General features: G+C 44.0%; 17 protein-coding genes and 1 pseudogene. 3 read left to right on the top strand and 15 right to left on the bottom strand.

The window, feature by feature from the left end; genetic code table 11:
- Positions 1 to 162 precede the first annotated feature (162 nt).
- From cyoE to OCV30_RS18795, 4 genes are all read right to left on the bottom strand, one after another.
- Positions 163 to 1,137 carry a heme o synthase gene (gene cyoE / locus OCV30_RS18810; protein ID WP_065678178.1) on the bottom strand — a complete coding sequence of 325 codons (975 nt, stop codon included), beginning with the start codon at positions 1,135 to 1,137 and terminating at the stop codon, positions 163 to 165.
- Positions 1,127 to 2,182, bottom strand: coding sequence for a COX15/CtaA family protein (locus tag OCV30_RS18805; RefSeq protein ID WP_065678177.1), 1,056 nt, complete (start codon positions 2,180 to 2,182; stop codon positions 1,127 to 1,129). The genes cyoE and OCV30_RS18805 overlap by 11 nt, the downstream gene beginning before the upstream one ends.
- A 116-nt stretch (positions 2,183 to 2,298) precedes the next feature.
- Positions 2,299 to 2,907 (bottom strand): hypothetical protein, encoded by a 609-nt coding sequence (locus OCV30_RS18800; protein WP_065678176.1) that lies wholly within the window; start codon positions 2,905 to 2,907, stop codon positions 2,299 to 2,301.
- On the bottom strand, positions 2,900 to 3,733 hold the full coding sequence (locus OCV30_RS18795) for an SURF1 family protein (RefSeq protein WP_065678191.1): 834 nt from the start codon (positions 3,731 to 3,733) through the stop codon (positions 2,900 to 2,902). The genes OCV30_RS18800 and OCV30_RS18795 overlap by 8 nt, the downstream gene beginning before the upstream one ends.
- 1 nt (position 3,734) lies before the next feature.
- On the opposite strand from OCV30_RS18795, the gene OCV30_RS18790 reads away from it, so the two are divergent.
- Positions 3,735 to 3,965: a DUF2909 family protein gene (locus tag OCV30_RS18790; RefSeq protein WP_029203703.1), complete on the top strand. Its 231-nt coding sequence runs from the start codon at positions 3,735 to 3,737 to the stop codon at positions 3,963 to 3,965.
- 19 nt (positions 3,966 to 3,984) lie between these two features.
- Here the strand turns inward: OCV30_RS18790 and OCV30_RS18785 are convergent, their stop codons facing one another.
- The 4 genes and pseudogenes from OCV30_RS18785 to coxB all read right to left on the bottom strand — a co-directional run bounded on the left by OCV30_RS18785 (position 3,985) and on the right by coxB (position 8,444).
- Positions 3,985 to 4,869 (bottom strand): cytochrome c oxidase subunit 3, encoded by an 885-nt coding sequence (locus OCV30_RS18785; protein ID WP_065678175.1) that lies wholly within the window; start codon positions 4,867 to 4,869, stop codon positions 3,985 to 3,987.
- Positions 4,870 to 4,907: 38 nt separating this feature from the next.
- The gene (locus tag OCV30_RS18780) at positions 4,908 to 5,537 is read right to left on the bottom strand and encodes a cytochrome c oxidase assembly protein (protein ID WP_065678174.1); all 630 of its coding nucleotides are present in this window, start codon (positions 5,535 to 5,537) and stop codon (positions 4,908 to 4,910) included.
- A gap of 11 nt (positions 5,538 to 5,548) precedes the next feature.
- Positions 5,549 to 7,224 (bottom strand): annotated as a pseudogene (ctaD, locus tag OCV30_RS18775) (cytochrome c oxidase subunit I).
- Positions 7,221 to 8,444: a cytochrome c oxidase subunit II gene (gene coxB, locus OCV30_RS18770; protein ID WP_065678173.1), complete on the bottom strand. Its 1,224-nt coding sequence runs from the start codon at positions 8,442 to 8,444 to the stop codon at positions 7,221 to 7,223. Before coxB ends, ctaD begins: the two are co-directional and overlap by 4 nt.
- A 540-nt stretch (positions 8,445 to 8,984) precedes the next feature.
- Here coxB and OCV30_RS18765 point away from each other — a divergent pair.
- Entirely contained in the window at positions 8,985 to 10,709 is a 1,725-nt protein-coding gene (locus OCV30_RS18765) for a phospho-sugar mutase (protein ID WP_065678172.1), read from the top strand.
- A 127-nt stretch (positions 10,710 to 10,836) separates the two neighbouring features.
- Here the strand turns inward: OCV30_RS18765 and OCV30_RS18760 are convergent, their stop codons facing one another.
- From OCV30_RS18760 to yegD, 4 genes are all read right to left on the bottom strand, one after another.
- Positions 10,837 to 11,469, bottom strand: coding sequence for a LysE family translocator (locus OCV30_RS18760; RefSeq protein ID WP_009845666.1), 633 nt, complete (start codon positions 11,467 to 11,469; stop codon positions 10,837 to 10,839).
- A 150-nt stretch (positions 11,470 to 11,619) separates the two neighbouring features.
- The gene (locus OCV30_RS18755; RefSeq protein WP_009845667.1) at positions 11,620 to 12,252 is read right to left on the bottom strand and encodes a fumarylacetoacetate hydrolase family protein; all 633 of its coding nucleotides are present in this window, start codon (positions 12,250 to 12,252) and stop codon (positions 11,620 to 11,622) included.
- 405 nt (positions 12,253 to 12,657) lie between these two features.
- On the bottom strand, positions 12,658 to 13,713 hold the full coding sequence (locus OCV30_RS18750; protein WP_065678171.1) for a porin: 1,056 nt from the start codon (positions 13,711 to 13,713) through the stop codon (positions 12,658 to 12,660).
- Between the two features lie 510 nt (positions 13,714 to 14,223).
- A complete protein-coding gene (gene yegD, locus OCV30_RS18745) occupies positions 14,224 to 15,576 on the bottom strand; it encodes a molecular chaperone (RefSeq protein ID WP_065678170.1) in 1,353 nt (450 codons plus the stop codon).
- Positions 15,577 to 15,734: 158 nt separating this feature from the next.
- On the opposite strand from yegD, the gene OCV30_RS18740 reads away from it, so the two are divergent.
- Positions 15,735 to 16,043 carry a DUF1289 domain-containing protein gene (locus OCV30_RS18740; protein WP_083994559.1) on the top strand — a complete coding sequence of 103 codons (309 nt, stop codon included), beginning with the start codon at positions 15,735 to 15,737 and terminating at the stop codon, positions 16,041 to 16,043.
- A gap of 163 nt (positions 16,044 to 16,206) precedes the next feature.
- Here the strand turns inward: OCV30_RS18740 and OCV30_RS18735 are convergent, their stop codons facing one another.
- The 3 genes from OCV30_RS18735 to OCV30_RS18725 all read right to left on the bottom strand — a co-directional run bounded on the left by OCV30_RS18735 (position 16,207) and on the right by OCV30_RS18725 (position 20,329).
- Positions 16,207 to 16,557 (bottom strand): HopJ type III effector protein, encoded by a 351-nt coding sequence (locus tag OCV30_RS18735; RefSeq protein WP_065678168.1) that lies wholly within the window; start codon positions 16,555 to 16,557, stop codon positions 16,207 to 16,209.
- A 104-nt stretch (positions 16,558 to 16,661) separates the two neighbouring features.
- The gene (gene luxQ / locus OCV30_RS18730) at positions 16,662 to 19,235 is read right to left on the bottom strand and encodes a quorum-sensing autoinducer 2 sensor kinase/phosphatase LuxQ (protein ID WP_065678167.1); all 2,574 of its coding nucleotides are present in this window, start codon (positions 19,233 to 19,235) and stop codon (positions 16,662 to 16,664) included.
- Complete coding sequence (locus OCV30_RS18725; RefSeq protein ID WP_065678166.1) at positions 19,235 to 20,329, bottom strand: substrate-binding domain-containing protein; 1,095 nt, start codon at positions 20,327 to 20,329, stop codon at positions 19,235 to 19,237. The genes luxQ and OCV30_RS18725 overlap by 1 nt, the downstream gene beginning before the upstream one ends.
- Between the last annotated feature and the right edge of the window lie 152 nt (positions 20,330 to 20,481).

Here is a 20,481-nt window from a genome sequence, read left to right as displayed (position 1 = left end):
TTTCATACATGACATGTCAGGGTTTGGTTAGTGGAAACCAAAGGTTTGGTTTTGATATGGGAATAACCTTGTTTGATCTGTACAGAGCTATCAGAGCTATCAGAGCTATCAGAGCTATCAGAGCTATCAGAGCTATCAGAGCTATCAGAGCTATCAGAGCTATCAGAGCAGATAATGATCCGCCAACAAAGCAACAAACAAAATCATAAGATGATAAATGGAGAACTTGAAGGTCTTCATGGCCATGTTAGGCTCATCACGATACTTAAGTACCCAAGCGTGATAAACAAACCCACCGTTGAGTACCAATGAAGCGCTCAGATATATCCAGCTGCTCATGCCGACCAATACAGGCAATATACACACGATGCTAAGCAACAAGGTATAGAGAAAAATAGAAGTCTTGGTGTATTCGATTCCGTGGGTCACAGGCAGCATGGGGATGTTCACTTTGGCATACTCGTCACGACGATGAATTGCCAGCGCCCAGAAGTGCGGAGGGGTCCAAATAAATATGATCATCACCAATAACCAAGCGTTTGAATGAAGCTCATTAGTAACTGCCGTCCAGCCCAACAGCGGAGGCATTGCACCAGCGATCCCTGCTATCACGATGTTTTGCGGCGTCGCTCGCTTCAGATACATGGTATAAATCACTGCGTAACCCAACAAGCTTGCAAAGGTTAACCAAGCGGTGAGTTGATTGACCCACACCACAAGCGTGACGAAACCAAGTAAGCCAATACCCGCGGCAAAGCTGAACACGCGCGCACTACTCAGTTCACCGGATGGTAAAGGTCGTCGATTTGTTCGAGTCATCTGGCCGTCGATCTTTTTATCGATCAAATGGTTAAATGCAGCGGCTGAACCTGCCATTAACCCTATCCCAATCATTCCGAACAGAGTTTGTTGCAAAGGCAATCCATTAGGCACAGCCAAACACATCCCAACCAATGCCGTCAGCAGCATCAAAGCCACCACTTTCGGCTTGGTCAGTGTTAAATAGACCTTCCAAACGGCTTTGTTTTTTGCAGCAATTTCATTGCTTAAAGCGATGCCGTTGTTGGCTGCGGTCTTATGACTTAAGACCGCGTCTTGAACCACCACTTCATGTTGTGTTGACGTTCTACTGACCATGATTACCTCCTTGTAATACACTGTTCTTCACCAAGCTCTCACTCGATTTGCGTTGCCACACGACAAAATTGGTGACAACCATGCTGATGAGCAACATCGCTGCGACTAGGTTATGCAAAACCGCGACTGAGATTGGCAGGTGAAACCATACATTACTGATCCCAAGGCTGATTTGAGTAAACAATACTAATGTGACAATCACGCTCAGCTTTTGGTGAGGCACTTGGCCAAATTTCCATAGCTGATACACGACCACTAGCACCGTTAACGTCGCCACAATAGCCCCGAACCTGTGCATAACATGAATGGTAAGCCTTGCTGGATATTCCAACACGCCAAACTCATAGTTGTCGTGTCCATGTTGAGCAAAATCGAACGCGTTTTTGAAGTCGAGATAGCTCATCCAGTTACCTTCACATATGGGTAACTGTGTACACACCAACGCGGCATAGTTCGACGATGTCCAACCACCAAGCAGTATCTGCCCGACCACAATGAGTAGCCCGAACAACGCCCAAGCCTTAAGTGACGAAGTATACGTAGCCTCACCAAAACGGCTTTGAAATTGAGACAAACGACAGTAGAGCAGACACAACAGCGACAGTAGCGTGAAGCCCCCCATCAAATGTGCCATAACCACAACGGGCATCAACTTGAGAGTCACCGTCCACATTCCGAGCAAAGCCTGAAATATCACGGTTGCAGAGATAAGTAACGGAAGACCAGCAGCTGTTATATTCTTTTTAATACACCAAGCAACAACGACAAAGATAAGCAGCCCTAATGTTCCTGCAAAGTAGCGATGGATCATCTCTATCCACGCTTTGTCTGCTTCGAGAGCTCGTTCTGGAAATTGTAGATTGGCTTGATTCACTGCTTGGGCATCAGAAGGAACGGTTATCTTGCCGTAACACCCTGGCCAATCAGGACAGCCAAGGCCAGCATCCGACAAACGGGTATAAGCGCCGAGCACGATCACGGTAAGGGTTAATAAGATCGTTAATCTCATCATGTGTATGAGTAAATCAGGGGCTCTATTCTGCATCGTTTATCTCCCTATATTTATTCCCTTTTCGCTAACAACACTCAGCATTAACACAATTTGCTACAGCCCACCAACTCAAGCTCATCAATTCCAGCTTATCAACTTAAGCTAATTAACTACCCAACTCGTGACAGCTTAAGCAGCTTTCTTAAATCATGAATCATCCCTTTAGATTGACTAACTAACTGAGACGGGTCAGAAACGCTTTTGTACTCCATGACCAACTGCCCTAGTGGGTCAATAATGACAATCGAAGCAGGCGAAAACTCAGTACTTAACTGATCACCACCAGCTAACAAAGATAAATCCGGCTTATCGAGCGAACCCGACAACGAGTTGCCCTCAGATACAAAAACAACGGCGGTCACGCGCTCTTTGTTTTTCCCTAACGCCAAATAGCTTTGATTCAAATAATGGAGTTGTTGTTCGCACAAGCTTTCACATTCTGTAGGAGCGATATAACCCACTAACCACCCTTCTCCAGCCATGGGTACCGTTACGCCGAAATCCGCAAGCGTGGTTCTTGGTTCTACCAATTCGCCTGAGTTAGTGACACCGGAGGTATACCAATTCTGGTCCAGCACAGTTTTGGCGATAATGGCTGGCAAAGCGAAAATTAAAACAAGTCCAATTAATACCAAGCGCCCTTTAGTACGACGGCTTCTGAGCTCAGCCATGTTTGCCTCGGTAATTTCCCTGTTCACTTGTGCTTGAGATTTATCCATCCTTGTTCCTCGTGATAGGTGTTGCCTTTAGGTACCGATAGCCAATCAACATCGTCAAAAACAAAAGTACGGCAGCCATAACAAACCATTGAAATGAGTAACCAAAGTGCTTCTCAGATTTCATCGCCGTTGGACGCCACAACATTTCATAGGGCCATGCATCTAAGCTCTGAGGTTGAAAAACAAAGGGCAGCACTTCTTGCCCTGTGTACTGTGATAACGCTGTTATGTTTAGGTTTTGGATTCGATTCGGTATCGTATTTTCTAACCCCAACTCATGACTTAGAGGATTAACCGAACGTGTGTACAAACGCCCTGACAGATTGGTTGGTAGTGTGATGCTTCCTAATTGGGGTAGCTCTCTTCTGTCACGGCTAGCTGCAACGAACCCCAGATCGATCAATAACTGCTTTTCAGCCACTAAGGAATTGTTTTCATCTTTAAAGCGAACCTCACCCAACATGTAAATCACATACCCTACCGTTCCTTGGTTAATCTGGTTGTCTAACAAAACCACTAAACCACTGGGTGTTTCTAGCTCCACGTCAACTCTTAAACCATTTAAAGACGGCTGTTCAGATGCACCTTGCATTTGTGTACGCGAGCCCTTCCATTCAGAGATAACCGCATCCAATGACCTAGACGATTGCTGCGCTCTTTCTGATAGCTGCTGTTCATAGCGCAATTTCTCGTTACCTCGATCTAACTGCCACAAACCCAACTTGATTAAAATGCCGACTGAAACCACAGTTAAAACAACCGCTATCCAAAAACCTTTACTGCGGAACTTGTGTTCATCATCAATCAATCGGTTTGGAGTTATCACTATGGCGTCATCTACCTTTGTGTTGTTATTTAAAATTGTGTTAGTAGCTTTGCTGTTCTTCATCGCTTTCAACTTGATGAAAGGCCTAATCCAAATCGCCTCGGGCAAACACAATGGAAAAAGGCTCAGTCACTTCTTGGGTCGTCGAGTCATGTGGTCAGCCGTTGTCGTGCTACTTTTATTACTTGCTCTGGGATCAGGAGTGATAACTCCCAACCCTCGCCCCTATTAATCCCCTATAGGCTCAACCGTTAAAGCACATAAACAAATACAAACAGGCCTAACCAAACAACATCAACAAAGTGCCAATACCAACTGCCCGCTTGGAACGCAAAGTGGTCTTTCGGAGTGAAGTGGTCTTTCGCAACTCTCGCCAGTAACACAATCAAAAAAATCGTTCCCAAACAGACATGCAAACCATGGAATCCAGTCAATAAGAAGAAGGTGTTGCCATAGATGCCAGATTGAAGTGTCAATCCCATATATTGATAAGCGTGAAGGTACTCTTCAACTTGGAAGAACAGGAAGAAGCCAGCCAGAACAATGGTTATCTCTAGCCACACGATCAAAGCCATACGCTTATTTTGTTCAAGACTGATATGTGCCATGTGCAGCGTCACAGAAGAAAGCAGCAGGATAATGGTGTTCTTAAGCGGGATACCTTGCCAAGACATAGCTTCTGTCGTCACGCCATCAGGTGTCGTGGTTAACGGCCACATTGATTGGAACATCGGCCACAACACTTCATGGGTCATTTCATTGTTGCCCGCACCGCCAATCCAAGGGACAGAAATCATACGAGCGTAAAAAAGCGCACCAAAGAAAGCACCGAAGAACATGATCTCAGAGAAGATGAACCAGCTCATTCCTTGTCGAAAGGAACGAGATATTTGCTCAGAATAGAGTCCACTCAATGATTCCGTGATCACATTGCTAAACCAACCTGCAAGCATGTAAAGCAACACACAAAATCCGACTAGCAGCACTGCTTTTCCAAACACGCCACCAGCCGCATCAGTGCCCATATTTTGCACCGTCAAGCCAGCGCCAACCGCGACCAAAAACAGCGCTACGGCACCCACCAATGGCCAGTGGCTTTGATGTGGAACGAAATAAACTTCCTTTTTAGAACTCATCGCTCAACTCCTTATGTTGATACTGGTTCTTTAAATCCCTAGTTACTTGCGAGCACGTTAGGCACAGATTTATTGTCCGCGGCACCCACCTGACTCGTAATGTTAAACAGCGTATAAGAGAGTGTAAGCGTATGTATTGATTCAGGAATATCTGGCTCAATGTAAAATATCAAACCCATTTCTGCGCTCTTATGCCCGTCCAATGGCTGCTGATTAAAGCAAAAGCATTCCATCTTATTGAAATAAGTTGCCCCCATACCTGGAGAAACCGATGGCACAGCTTGGCCAACCAATGAGGTTCCAGAAAGGTTTTTGGCAATGTAGTTAGTTTGAACCACTTCTCCAGGATGAACCTCTAACACTCGAACCTCAGGCGCAAACTGCCATGGCATATCTGGCTTGATGTGGGACATGAATTCAACGCGGACCGTACGAGAATAGTCAGGCTGCATTCCCTGAGGTTGAACTGCGGAAACGGTATTGGTTTTACCATTGATCCCTAAAGCCTCACACATCACATCGTAGAGCGGCACCAAAGCGAAACCGAAGCCAAACATCGCAACCACGCCCAACATCAAATAACCCGTCAGCTTTTTGGTCGATCGCTTATTAGACAGGCGCTTTGGTTGTTTTTTATCTTGATTGGGATCGCTTTGCTTATCACTCATGGTTCTATCCTCTAATCCACTTTAGGTGGATGAGTAAAGGTGTGGTGAGGCGCAGGGCTTGGTACTGTCCATTCAAGACCTTCAGCTCTATCCCAAGGCTTGCTTGGCGCAGGCTCTCCGCCTCTTACGCACTTGATAGCCAGCCATAAGAAAATCAGCTGAGACAACCCAAAGGCAAAACCACCAATCGACACCACTTGGTTAACGTCGGCGAACTGAATCGCGTAATCAGGAATACGACGCGGCATACCCGCTAACCCTAAAAAGTGCATCGGGAAGAACAGTACATTGACTGAAATCACCGACGTCCAGAAATGCCACAGGCTGAGCTTGTGATCGTACATATGCCCAGTCCACTTAGGCAGCCAATAATAGGCAGCCAATAATAGGCAGCAGCCATAATAGAGAACACGGCACCTGTTACCAGAACATAGTGGAAGTGAGCCACAACAAAATAAGTATCGTGATATTGGAAATCAGCTGGCACGATAGCGAGCATCAATCCAGATAGCCCACCAATCGTAAACAGAACGATAAAGGCAATCGCAAACAGCATTGGGGTTTCAAAAGTCAAAGCACCCCGCCACATGGTCGCCACCCAGTTGAAGACTTTCACACCGGTCGGCACCGCAATCAGCATAGTGCAATACATGAAGAACAATTCGGCAAATACTGGCATACCCGTGGTGAACATGTGGTGCGCCCAAACCAAGAATGACAACAATGCGATACTACAAGTCGCGTACACCATAGAGTGGTAGCCAAACAGACGCTTACCACTGAATGCTGGAATGATGGCTGAGACAATACCAAAAGACGGCAAGATCATGATGTACACTTCGGGGTGCCCAAAGAACCAAAATATGTGCTGGAACATCACCGGGTCCCCACCACCAGCGGCATCAAAGAAGCTAGTACCAAAGTATTTGTCGGTCAGCACCATGGTAACCGCACCCGCGAGCACGGGCATCACGGCTATTAGTAAGAAAGCGGTAATTAACCATGTCCATACGAACATCGGTAGCTTGAACCAAGTCATACCCGGCGCGCGCATGTTCACTATGGTTACGATCACGTTAATCGCCCCCATGATCGAACTGATCCCCATAATATGAACTGAGAATACGAATAGCGCGGTGCTGTCTGGACCATAAGTTGTTGAGAGCGGAGCATAAAATGTCCAACCAAAACTCGGCCCGCCTCCCTCAGTAAACAAAGATCCGATCAAGATTAAAAATGCAAAAGGCAGAATCCAGAAACTGAGGTTGTTCATTCTCGGCAACGCCATATCTGGAGCACCGATCATCATCGGAATCATCCAGTTAGCCAAGCCCGTAAATGCAGGCATTACCGCACCGAATACCATGATTAAACCATGGACAGTCGTCATCTGATTAAAGAAATCGGGCTCAACAAGTTGCAACCCGGGTTGAAAGAGCTCAGCACGGATCACCATTGCCATGGCACCACCCGTTAAGAACATCGCAAAACTGAACCAAAGATATAATGTACCAATGTCTTTATGATTGGTTGAGTAAAGCCAACGCGCCCAACCTTTGGGTGCCGCATGTGAGTCGTGATCATCAACAGGCAAATCATTATTGCCTAGTGTACCTTCCGTAGAATGGCTCAGTGCTTGGTCTTCTGCTGGAGCCGATTTCACCGGCTTATTGATTGGTGAACTCATAACTGCTCCTTAGCATCGTTTTGTGCTTTATCCGTTGAGCCTTGCGTTTCGTCCGTTGAAGCTTGTTCCCCGCCTTCTTGCTTCGCCTTATAAGCGTTGATATCTGAAGCCTGAACAATATCGCCGGTGTTATTACCCCAAGCATTTCGTTGATAAGTCACTACCGCTGCGATCTCTTTCTCAGTTAACTGATTATCGAATGCTTGCATCGCCGTTCCGCCACGACCATAAACAATGGTGTCGATATGAACATCCACATCGCCAAGCGCAATAGGGCTTCCTTTTATGGCAGGAAATGCTCCAGGGATACCTTCGCCGTTAACTTGGTGACACACCGCACAACGAGTTTTGTAAACCTCTTCACCGATGGTATTCAACTCTTCCAAAGAAAGTGACGCATCTAATGCATCTTGCGCGGCTTGCTGTGCGGCTACCGCCAATTCTTTTTGTTCGGCTAACCATGCGTCATACTCAGCTTCTTCCATCGCATGCACCACTATCGGCATAAAGCCATGAGCACGACCACATAACTCAGCACACTGGCCTCGATAAACACCGGGCTCATCTATCTTTGTCCAAGCCTCATTGATAAAACCCGGAATGGTATCTTTCTTAACGGCAAAAGCTGGCACCCACCATGAGTGAATAACATCATCGGAAGTCATCAAAAATCGGACTTTGCGATTGATAGGCAGTACAAGTGGCTTATCAACTTCTAACAGGTAATGCGCGCCTTTCACTTCGATGCCTTCAATTTCTTTGTCACTGGTTGCTAGGAGGCTGAAAAACTCAACGTCTTCACCAAAATAGCTGTAATGCCATTTCCATTGTGACCCTGTGATTTTAACGGTCAGATCTGATTGGGATGTGTCTTCCATCGCTATTAAGGTTTTAGTGGCGGGTATCGCCATAGCGATAAGGATAATAATAGGAATGATGGTCCAAAGAATTTCTACTTTCGTGCTTTCGTGAAAATGAGCAGCAACCGCCCCCTTCGACTTTCTGTGCCTCAGAATCGAATAGAACATCACTCCAAAAACAACAAAGGCAATCGCACAGCAGATATAGAAGATCAGCATATGAAGCTCGTATACCTTACCGCTGATCTCAGTGACACCTTGAGTCATGTTGTATTCACTGCTTGCATGCACCAAAGGCGACACCAAAACCACAACAAAACTTTTCAAAAGCCACGCTAGCCTAACCAGTAATCTTTTCAAAAGATCTCTCCTTATCCTTCCTAATTGGATACTTGCGACCTAAATGTCGTTGCGAGCTGTGTTTCGTTACGAGCTATATTCGTTGCGAACTACGTTTCATTACGAACTACATGTCATTACGAGCTATGTGTCATTCCGAGCCAGACAACATTCATTGTTATTCCAGCTGAACATGAAAAGCTGAATCTCAATCTACAACTCACATGGAGCTAGCCTATAAACGGGCTGCTGACCTCATCTCAACTTAAGAACCAATACGGATCATAAGCGTTGTAAGTTTCCACTAAAGATTCAAAAACGACGAACTTGTTAAGTTTTGTTATATTTATGTAAAAGGCTAGTTAGTGATATCCAATTGTTCAAGGTAAGTTTACTTATTAAACAGTCAATTATTTGAAGTGACTTTACCCATATGCCTTTCCCTTACTGTTGGAATTTATTTTAAATCGAGTTTTACGATTGCTTTCATAGAAATGATAATCAGTATCATTTAAATTAAATCAACAGAAAGACACCCCGATATTAAAAGGTTTAGTGATTATGCAAGATGCAATGAACTGGTTAGCGAGAGACCCAGACCCAAGAACTCGTGAAGAGCTTCAATACCTTATCGATGAGGGAATGCACGACGAACTTGAAGACCGCTTTATTCAACGATTAGAATTCGGAACGGCGGGACTGCGCGGCAAAGTCGGATGCGGCCCAAATAGAATGAACCGCTTGGTCATACAAGAAACAGCCACAGGCCTTGGCCACTATTTAATTGAACATGTCGCAAATGCCTCTATGCGTGGTGTAGTGGTTGGCTACGACGGCCGTTTAGATTCAAAGCAATTCGCGATTGATACAGCTTCTGTACTCACCGCTTTAGGTATTAAGGTTTACCTAACTTCGAATGTTGCAGCGACACCTATCGTTGCCTTTGGTATTGAGCACTTCAACGCGGCAGCGGCGGTTGTCGTGACGGCGAGCCACAACCCGCCGGAGTACAATGGCTTCAAAGTGTACTGGGAGAATGGCGCTCAAATCATTCCCCCTCATGATGCAGGCATTGCTGCTGAAATAGACATCGCATCGACCAAGCCCATCCCATTGATGAGCCTTAGTGACGCTGAAACACAAGGTAAGTTGGTATGGTTAACTGAAGGCTATTATCAAACGTACCGCGCTGCGATCAACCAGAGCCCACACGTGAGTAAAGAGATCGAATCGGCGAACACCACCATCACCTATACCGCTATGCATGGTGTCGGTGCACAAATGGCGGAAGATCTACTTCATGATTCTGGTTTCCATAAGGTGTTCAGTGTTGCCGAACAGAGAGAACCAGATGGTCACTTCCCAACCGTAAACTTCCCCAACCCGGAAGAAAAAGGCGCGATGGATCTTGTGGTTAACTTAGCAAAAAGTGTCGATGCCGACATCGCTTGCGCTAATGACCCAGATGCAGACCGATTTGCGGTTGCCGTTCGAACCGATGATAAAGTCAGAACTGAAGATGCTTCCTACAAAATGCTCACGGGTGACCAAGTGGGTGTGTTATTCGCGCACTACTTGCTATCAAAGCCACACACTAAAAACCAGTTAGTTGGTAACAGTATCGTATCTTCAACTCTACTTGAGAAAGTGGCTCAATCCCATGGTGCGACTTACTTCCAAACGCTGACTGGCTTTAAATGGTTAGCGAATATTGGCATGCAATTAGAAGATGAGAAAAACGAGTTCTTGTTCGCCTATGAAGAAGCGTTAGGCTACACAATTGGTACTCAGGTACGAGACAAAGATGGGCTGTCTGCTATCGTCGTGTTTGCTCAACTGGTTGAGGAGTTAAAATCTCAAGGGCGAACCGTTTGGGATCTTCTCGCTCAAATTTCATTTGAACATGGGGTTCATACCAACGCGCAGCGAAGTATTGCCCTAGACCCAGATTCACCATCGATTGGTTCTAAGCTCCGCTCAGCACAGCCTAAAGCGATTAACGGTGTCGCTATCTCTGTGATTGAAGATCTGCAGTCTTCTTTACGCTTCGTCATTGGAGGCAATACTGAAGCCATTAACCTGCCTGCAAGTGACGTACTCATCTATCACCTCGATGATGGTTCACGCATTATCGTAAGACCTTCAGGTACAGAGCCAAAAGTTAAGATTTATTATGAGACGGTAACAAAGTTCGAAGGGACAGAAACCTATGACGATACCCGCAAGCGCGGTGAAGAGTACATGGATAAGCTCATCGAACAACACCAGAAAGAGCTGAACTCTTAGGTAATCATTCTTTCAAAACATCAGTTCAATGAAGTACAATATGTAACTGATAGACATAAAAAATGGACGCTCGAAGCGTCCATTTTTGTATCGGCGGCCAACCCCGATAAACTGTTTGAGTTGCAGTCTACGAGGTAAAGAAAGAAGACAACATCCACACCGCTAACACGATGAAAACTCCGCCCATCACTTTTTGCTGATAGGTACGAAACTTAGCATTTTCTACCAAAGATTTACCAATAGTACCCACTAACGCCACAAGTAAAAAGTTGAACGTCAAACCTAGCACATTCAGCAATAAACCCAGAACGAGCATCTGCTCACCCGAAGTCGCTTCAATACTCGTCGATACAAACTGCGGTAAGAACATCACGAAAAAAACCAACGCTTTAGGATTAAGCAGGTTACTAATAAGTGCTCGTTGGTAGTACGCTTTTGCAGCACGGTTGTCGCTTAACTCAGGTGCATTGCCCTGTTCTGTTCGAAGACAATCCCACCCCATCTTTAATAAGTATGCACCGCCTAATAGATGAAGGGCTTTTAAAGCCACTGGACTCATCGCAATCAATGCTGAAACGCCCATTGCTGCCAATACTGTCAGGATAATTCCAGAAGTCGCATTACCTAAGCTCGCAAACACACCGACTTTACGGCCATAGCTCATGCTTGAGCTTGCGATGAGTAACATATCAGGGCCTGGTAAAAGGAGAAGAGCTACAACGGCCGTCAGGTAAACAGGTAGGATGGTTAAATCGATCATGGGTTTCAGTATTGATAAAAATGGAGACGAATTTTATATCAATTACCAACACCCTTCCAGATGCAATCAGTTGCTAGGTGTTAAATTAATCGAATTAAATACCACCAATGAACAGTAAAACCAACTTATTAACTAAATACAAAAGACTAATTAACGTGCTACCCACTCGATCTCAATCACAGTGGTTTCGCCACACTTTAGACGACCAAGGAAAATATCACCTTGATGTACCTCTCCAACACCTTTCGGAGTGCCCGTCATCACAACATCACCGTCAAGCAAAGTCGTATAAGAAGATAACTCTTCGAGGATGGTCTGTGGGGAATAAAGCATCTGTTCAACATGCCCTTTTTGAACGCGGACACAGTTAATAAATAACTCTATGTTTAAGTCAGAGAGGTCCAAGTTATCTATGGGAACAAAGCGACTAAAAACAGCAGAACCATCAAAAGCTTTAGCACGTTCCCAAGGCAGACCTTTTGCCTTCAAACTACTTTGTAACTCGCGTTTGGTAAGGTCTAAACCTAGCCCCACGGCAGAGTATTCACCGTTTTCAACAATGAAGCAGATTTCAGCTTCATAATGTAACGTTTCTTGATGGAAAGATGATAGAGAAGACGTAACGCTAGTGCTCGGCTTATTAAACACCACCATAGAGTCAGGGATAACATTATTAAGCTCTTCGATGTGATCAACATAATTGCGCCCAATACACAGTACTTTGCTGGGTGTTGCTGTTCGTTTCGAATTCATCAATTGCTCCTGATCTACAACGCTGCTCATAGTTTGTCCCTAAACTGTTTTTTGGAGCGCAGAGTTTACCGCATCATTAAAAGAGAATCTTCGTCAAGATGGTTACCAATATCTAAATTCTGATCTTTAGCTCAATTAAATGATTTAAATACTTTTATCCGAAGATCGCGACGTATAAGAACTGATGACAAGAGCCATAGCTACGTAGATCATCGCTACGTAGATCATCGCTGCGTAGACCATAGCTACGTAGATGAAATGAATGGCAGAGTAACATGAAGGGAAAGCTAAAACAGATGCATATAGAACGAAAGCAGCCCTCTCAAACCAAAAGGCTTGAGAGGGCTTAGCATGGTGTCTAGGACAGTATCCAAAAAGGTAAATTTAAGGAGTAAACACTATGCATAATAGTGGTCAAACTCAATGAGTCGCGACTTATAGGTAGAAACGAGCACCAATAGTCCACTTGTCGTCAGTTTTTCTGTTGTCTGCATCGTTTAGATCAAACTGATAGCCAGTGTAGCCAACAACATTACTCGTAAAGTTGTATTCAGCTTGTAGAGCTAGCTCTTCACGGTCAGTTTGTGTTGCCGCGCCTTTCGTCGCTTCGCCTTCAACAACTTCGTAGTTAACGCTTAAGTTTAAGCTGTTCGCTAAAGCGTAAGCCGCTAGCAATTCATATGCATCACTTTCTTCAAGGCCTACGTTCATGTTTTCGTTTGAAGCGTAGATACCTGCTAGGTATAAACCTGAACCGTAAGAACCGTATGCAGCAGAAACTAGGTGAGATTCAGCCGTCTTAGAAACACCACCCTCTTTGAAGTCACCAGTGTTGAAGGCATAACCCAATTTAACACCAGCGATTGAGTAACCAAGAGTCGCTTGAATACGGTCATCGTAAGACACCGTTGAACGAGTAGTAACAACAACACCACCAACAACATTTTCAGTGTCAGTCGTTACGTCATTGCTGCCCTGCCAACCTAGACCAAAGCTAAGCTCACCCGCTTCACCAAAATCAAATCCGTTGCGGTAACTTGCCATTTTGTCTGCACGACCAGTACCTAGTGCACCGTGGTTGTCGTATAAGAAATCGTTCGCGAAAGCGATCGGCATATCAGTAGCTGAAGCTACATCGTAGTATGGCGCCCACTGCGTACCTGCAACAGCACGACCTAGCTCATCATGAGTTAAACCTACGTAACCAAGACGAGTAGTAAACGACTCATCACCACCGTTTAGGTAATTAAGCGCCCATTCGCCTTTAGCGTCAGCTGTGAAGCCATTACCTAATTCTTGCGTAGCATTAAAGTTGATACGTGGTGAGTTTGTACCAACATCCGTATCGCCTTTCTCTGAACCATTCAGGTTTACAGAAACGTGACCACCAACAGATAAGGCTGTACCGTCTTCGTTATAAAGCTCTACCGCAACTGCCTGTGTACCAAATACTGCACCAGAAATTGCTAGCGCTAAAAGTTTCTTATTCATTGTCATATCCATTTGTAACTGGGAGAGTGATTCCATAACAACCTCGTGCTTACGGAGAGGTTGTTACCTGCATTTAACAAGTGGGAAAACACTAATATACGACTGACAAAAAAGTTGCATTAAAATATATAAAATAAAAAAATCTCGCTATAAAAACAAAAAATACCATTAAAAACAAACCATTAAAAACAAACCTCAAACTAGTTTCTGGTATATTTTGATATAAAAAACCTTCAATTTTTTGATTTTTCAATCATAAAAACAGCATTAGACACTTAGGCTACAAACGACTTTCCAGACCATTCTGCGACATACCATTAACTTAGAAACATCCTGTAACATAATGAGCCGTGCTGAAATATTTAGCCTTGTGAAACAATTCCCAATTTGAACTAGGAAAAGTTGCTTTATTAATTATTGGCTATTGCTTTATTGAAAGTTCACTAGAGAAAATACAAAAAAAGGGCAACCAATCCGTGACTGGTTGCCCTAATACAAGTTAGTACATTCTTATTTGAAGCAAACCTCAGCCCAACGTGCTAGGCCTGAAGTTACGGAACCAAAATAGTTACCACTCACAATTGGCACATTCGGTACGGCTTGTTGTACTGCTTCTCGAAGAATAGGAGAACGGGCTGAACCACCCGTCATGTAGATGACATCTGGCTTTTTCTGACCTTGTTGAATCGCTTCTTTGACCAATTCAATCATCTTAGATTTTGGCGTTTCAATCGCTTCAATCATCTGCTCAACGGAGATATCCACCTCAATCAGATCTGATGCAACATTGATTGCTGTTCGATATTGGGAGGATTCTGCCAATGCAATCTTGGCTTCTTCCGCCCGACGTACAATGCTGTAACCTAAAGTATCGTGATAGACCTTCATTAAACGGTCTAACTTTTGAGGCTCTGAAGCTTCTTTACGAAGTAACTTTAACGCGGCTAGGTTTTCCCTTGAATAGAAGTTTTTTTGAGCTTCTACATTGTTTATCGCAATTGGATTCCAGAATTGAGTCAACGGCATATCGATACCCGAAATACCCTTACTACCCATACCGAAAGGTGACATCAATTGTTTGAAGGCAAGGTAAATATCAAGATCATTACCCCCTACCCTTTGTCCACTGTGTGCTAATAAGCTTTGGGTACGGTTCGCTTTACCAGACCAACTTGGCCCCATTTCTAACAATGAGCAATCAGTGGTACCACCACCAATATCGACAACTAATACCGTTTGGTTCTCAGTCAGAGTACTTTCGTAATCAAGGCCTGCAGCGACCGGTTCAAATTGAAAGGCGATATCAAGGAAACCTGCACGTTTGGCTGCACGTGAGAGTATATCTTCGGCTTGTCGGTTTGCTTCTTCACCACCACGACCGTGGAAGTTAATTGGTCGGCCAATAACAACTTGTTTGATCGGCTCTTGAGTCGTGATTTCAGCTTGATGCTTGATATTCGCCATCATGGCACACACTAAATCTTCGAAGAAACTCACCTGGACATCATGTAATCCACTGGCACCAAGGAAAGACTTAGGGGACTTAACGTAATAAACGTCACGAGGGTCTTCCAAATAGAGGTCCAATGCAGCCTGACCAAATGCCATGTCTTCTGGCACTAGGTCGATACTCTCTTCTCGGTTCAGAGCGATAGCACGTCGCAACACCTGCTCACCAATCGCATCACTCGGTTTGATATTCAAATGGCGAAATAGGTGCTCAGAAACGCTCTCACGAGTAGGTGCAAATACAGTTGAGGGAATATAACGGTTGCTACCTTCCAATGGTAACAGGCTTGGTTCTCCATCAACCATCGCCGCGACAGAACAGTTCGCTGTTCCATAATCAAATCCAATAAACATAATATCCCCCACTCAACAAAAGGGGCGAGATGCTACATGAAAAGCCTTAACATTACGAGTTCAATTACTTCTTTCACTTGGTCATTTTTGGTTGGCTGACTCTTAAAAGGGAAGTAAATATGCTACATTTCAGCACAAATGAATCATGGGTTAGATAGATGAAAACACCTTGCCGAGCGGCTTGTAAAAATAATGGCGGAATGTGCAGTGGCTGCTTTCGAACAATGGATGAAATTATAGGTTGGAAAGGCTTATCTGAAGACGAACGAACGTCAGTCATGGATAACCTTAGTGGCGAGAGTTCGACTCACCAATGTCCGCAGTGTCATGAGCCAGCTCAATGCAATATCAGTGCGGGTAAAGAGACGTGTTGGTGCTTTGAGTTAGAGAAGCGTGATACTAGCAATATTCCAAAAACTGGTGCTTGCATGTGCCGTAAATGCCTGTCTGCCTTGCCTATTCAGTAGCTTACGAAGCTAGTCAGCAGGTTACAAACCGGCTCAACATATACAAAAAAGCGAGAGGTTGTTCTCTCGCTTCAAGATACGACATTAAGTTTCGACCTACTACTTACTACTTACTACTTACTACTTACTACTTACTACTTACTAATAGTTATCTAGTTAGTGGTTACTTCGATTTTGCAATCAGTGCAGACTGAGAGAACTGTATACCGCTCCAGCCATGAGTCATGAAGTTACGAATATTTTGATGGTCAGTGTTGTCTGGAAAACCTAATACGTCATTACGATAAAATTGACCAAAACAAGCAAGTGTTTGCTCTGCAGATAGACCTTGCTCTAAACCAAAAGCAAAAATCTTACACGAACCATTATTCTGCCCTGCGGCATTCACTACATCGCCATTACGAAATTCACTCTCAGCAAAATCATAATGAGCTTCTATCACTTGTATTGTGTCTTCAAATTGCACGCTTTCTGGGGTATCAGTCAGAGTATTCAATAAGGTTTGCAGTTCCATTTAATATTTCTCCATCAAGTACATATCTGAAGCAGTGTATCTTGTTTTTCAGCAAGAGTAAGCCGTTGTTTACTTGAATCAGTGACTCACTTTTTAGCTTCGACTTAATGCTGAGTATCATCCCAGTACAATTGTTTGAAATGAACAAAAGCTTTGTGCAACGACGCTTCTTTTATCGGTTTTACGATCACGTAATTTGCTCCAGCAGCCATGAACCTTTCTCTTGTTGACTCTTGAGCATCGGCAGTACACGCATAAATCGGAGCTGTTACACCAATTTGCTCTCTTAGTTGCTGAGTGGTTTCAATCCCACCCAGATTAGGGAGTTGATTATCCATTAAGATAAGATCGTAAACCGTGCTTTTTGCTAGCTCTATCGCTTCCAAGCCACCTTTTGCCCAAGTAACCACCATCCCATACTTTTTGCAAAATGCCTGTGCGATAAAGGCGTTGGTGTGATTATCTTCCACTAGCAGCACTTTCAACGAACGATTAAACAACGCCTCAGGCTCGATGTGGGCTTGTTTCTCAACGTCGACTAACAGAGGCTTGGAGTGTAACTCCACTGGGATTTCTACAATGAACTCAGACCCCTGATCTTTAACGCTTCGGACTTGAATGTCTCCCTCCAGCATATCGACAAGGTTCTTTACGATCGTAAGCCCAAGTCCTGTACCACCATACTCACGAGTCGTCGTTTCTTCTGCTTGAACAAAAGGTTCAAAAATAGCATCGATCTTACTCTCATCAATACCGATGCCACTGTCTTTTACTCGAACAATCAAGCTAGCGTAATCAGTATTCAAGATACTTTCGATTTCAAAACTGACGGAAATACTGCCTTGATGAGTGAACTTAAGGGCGTTGCTCAGTAAATTAAACATGATCTGGTTCAAGCGAACCTGGTCGGTGTGTATTTTGATGTCATCAACCAAGTGATTCACAATGGTGAACTCGACGGATTTATCCTCACAAAGTGGGCGATAGATGCTATCTAAGGTGTTAACTAACTCTCCTAAGAGGAAATCTTTCTTCTGAATATTAAATTGTCCCTGCTCTATCTTAGAGAAGTCCAAAATATCGTTTAGTACCGCCAGTAGATGTTCTGCACTATGGCAAAGTACATCAACCTGATCACGGTTATCTTCATCGTGTATTGAACGTTTAAGCAACTGAGAGACACCGAGGATACCATTCAATGGCGTACGAATTTCGTGACTCATTTTAGCGAGGAAGTCTGCACGCACACTGGCAAGATGCTCTGCCTCTTCACGCGCTCGATCTGCCTGTCTTTCTGCTTCTATAAGTTTAGTAATATCTTGACCTTGCACCACCACACCGGTAATGCCGTGTTCAACTCGGATTGCAGACATGTTCCAGCGAAAAACCTTCTCGCCGATTGGCACGTTAATGCCCGTTAGTTTAGAGCCTTGAACCACCATCTGGATATTCGGCAACATACGGAGCTCAAACTCTCGAGCCATTGCACCATAGTTATCATCTTCATCAAATAGCGCCATACGAGCCGCTGGGTTCATCTGAATTAAGTCACCTTTTTCGGACCAAACCAAAATTGGAGAATGCGCAAAATTAAACAGATCTTGAAATTTTTGGTGTTGCTCAGATAAGCGCTCAAAAGTATCTTCCAACGTGCAGCCAATGTGGTGAAATTCGAAAATATTTGAACCATCAAACTTGCTGAACTCTTCATTACCACTTGCAGAACGAGTGAATTCCATTAACTTATCAAGTTCTGCCGCGACTCTTCTTTGAATCCAAGATCGCGCAAGGAAAGACATGATGATGATCACCACAATCATAACAATGATGGTACGTTCATAATTATCTTCGAGTGCAATGAGGTTAGTGTTTTTCTGGATCGCGCGAATGGTTAGGGGGGTTTCAACAGCATTGATCTTAATGGTTGCAATAGTGACGAAATGACGAGGTAGCTGCTCGTACATTTCATAGCTGAGGACGTCTTTTATCGTATAGCTTTCATCGCCACTGAATGTCGATGTCACCGGAGTACCATGCGCTTCAATAACGATATTTTCGCAATTGCTGCCTTGCTGGATAGATTCAGCCAATGAAAAATTGTTGTCGAGCACAATAGCGACATAAAGCTGCCCTAGAACTTCACCGGTTTTGTTATCAACAATAGGGGTTCGACGAGCCAACAAATGACGCTTACCGATATCCGTAGTCAGCTGAATGAAGTGCCAGTTACTGCTAAAAGCGACCTCATCAGATATATGTTTTAAACTAGATTCATCCAAACCATAGAACTGCCCATTGCCATCTTCCCAAGCTAAACCATTATAAGTTGAAACAAAACGCAAATCAGGAGCATAATCAGGCTCACGTTGGTCAACACCATAAAAAAAGTAGCTCAGAGCCTCTTCATTGTTGGTATCAAAATACTCCCTTAAAGTTTCACTGTGTGAGCTACTGTCTTGATGGATTTGCAGCACTGACAATCGATAATCGAACATGTTTTGGATCAAGCTAGAAGTTTGCTTAACCGTTCTATTCGTCTCTTGCTTAACGATCCTACTGCTTGTTTCATAGTTATGAATAAGCACGCCAAGCGCCATCACGCCAATCACTAAAATAATGATACGCGTAATTAATTTGGCTAAAGTGTTCTTTGGTGTAATGGCGTAGCTTTTTTTCATTATTGGTCTGAGTACCTAAATGCTCGCTGCTTAAGTTCTAAAATACGATCTGGAGAATCCTCTTTAGTCACAATTTCAAACTCACCTGAATAAACGGTAGGAACTTCCAACCCGGTAAGATCCCATTTAATTGCCTCTGCCATCGCAATACCCGTATCATCATTCATGCGCATGACCGTAACATCTAAGTCGCCCCTTGCTATAGCTTCCAATTCTGCAGAGCCGCCTCCCCAGCCATTAACTAAGACATCTCGACCAGATTCTCGAATAGCTTCTGCTGCGCCCAGAGCAACATCCGTTGAGCATGCATAAATAAAGTTTAGATCCTTATCGTTAGCTAGGCTGATTTTAGCTGCTTGGTAACCGCTCTCTTTACTTGATTTTGTGTAAAACGACGACTTAAGAGCAAAGTTAGTATCAGAATTCACATCATGGATAAAGGTATCTCCACGAGCATCACTAATATAACCTTCAGAACGATATAACACAGAATACTTGCTGTCCGGTTCACTCACTTGTTTGAAGTAATCCGCTAGCTTTAAACTCCCCGTCATATGGTCGAAACCCACGTACATGAACGGCTGCCTATCGGCCCATGCACGTACTGGTGTGGTAATATTTTGCAAAATCAACTTGGTGTCCGTTGAGCTCAACACATGTTCAATAAACTTACGGTGTCGCGTCGTCTCTAACGTAAAAATCAAATAATCCGTTTTATTTTCAATCGCTTCTTGCAAAGAGATACTCTGCTGAGAGGGGTTAGCATTATCACGAGTAAAAACCTGATTTATTTGATAATTAATTCTCAATTTATCTAGGCGTTTCTCAAAGGCTTGGATATTACGAACCCAATAATCAGAGATCTGTTGCCCCGGGTACACAACTGAAATCGTGATAGGTTCATCCTGAACTTGCCTCAATGGCATAGGGGGATTTTGCACAGCTTCAACCATTTTATCGGTCAATGCTTTTTGCTCTGGAAATTTAGTGAGGTAATCCTGATATTCCCAATAACCATTCAGGACGTGGGTACCGTGGGAGAGAGCAGACGCAGAAAACACGGCAACCCCCAATAATATAAGTAAACGTTTCATATTCTTCTCGTTTTATATGAGCTACTTTGGCTCATTTTTTAACCTAGCATGACACCATCTCTTTGTATGGCTGAAGGATATTATGTAGGACAACGAGGATAAATGATAGCGTCTAATACTAATTGGAATGTCATTCTAAATGTGCAGTGTGT

The sequence above is a fragment of the Vibrio atlanticus genome (genome assembly GCF_024347315.1).
GTDB lineage: Bacteria > Pseudomonadota > Gammaproteobacteria > Enterobacterales > Vibrionaceae > Vibrio > Vibrio atlanticus.
Note: the sequence above shows the minus strand (reverse complement) of the source record. Positions and strands in the feature narration are given on the sequence as shown.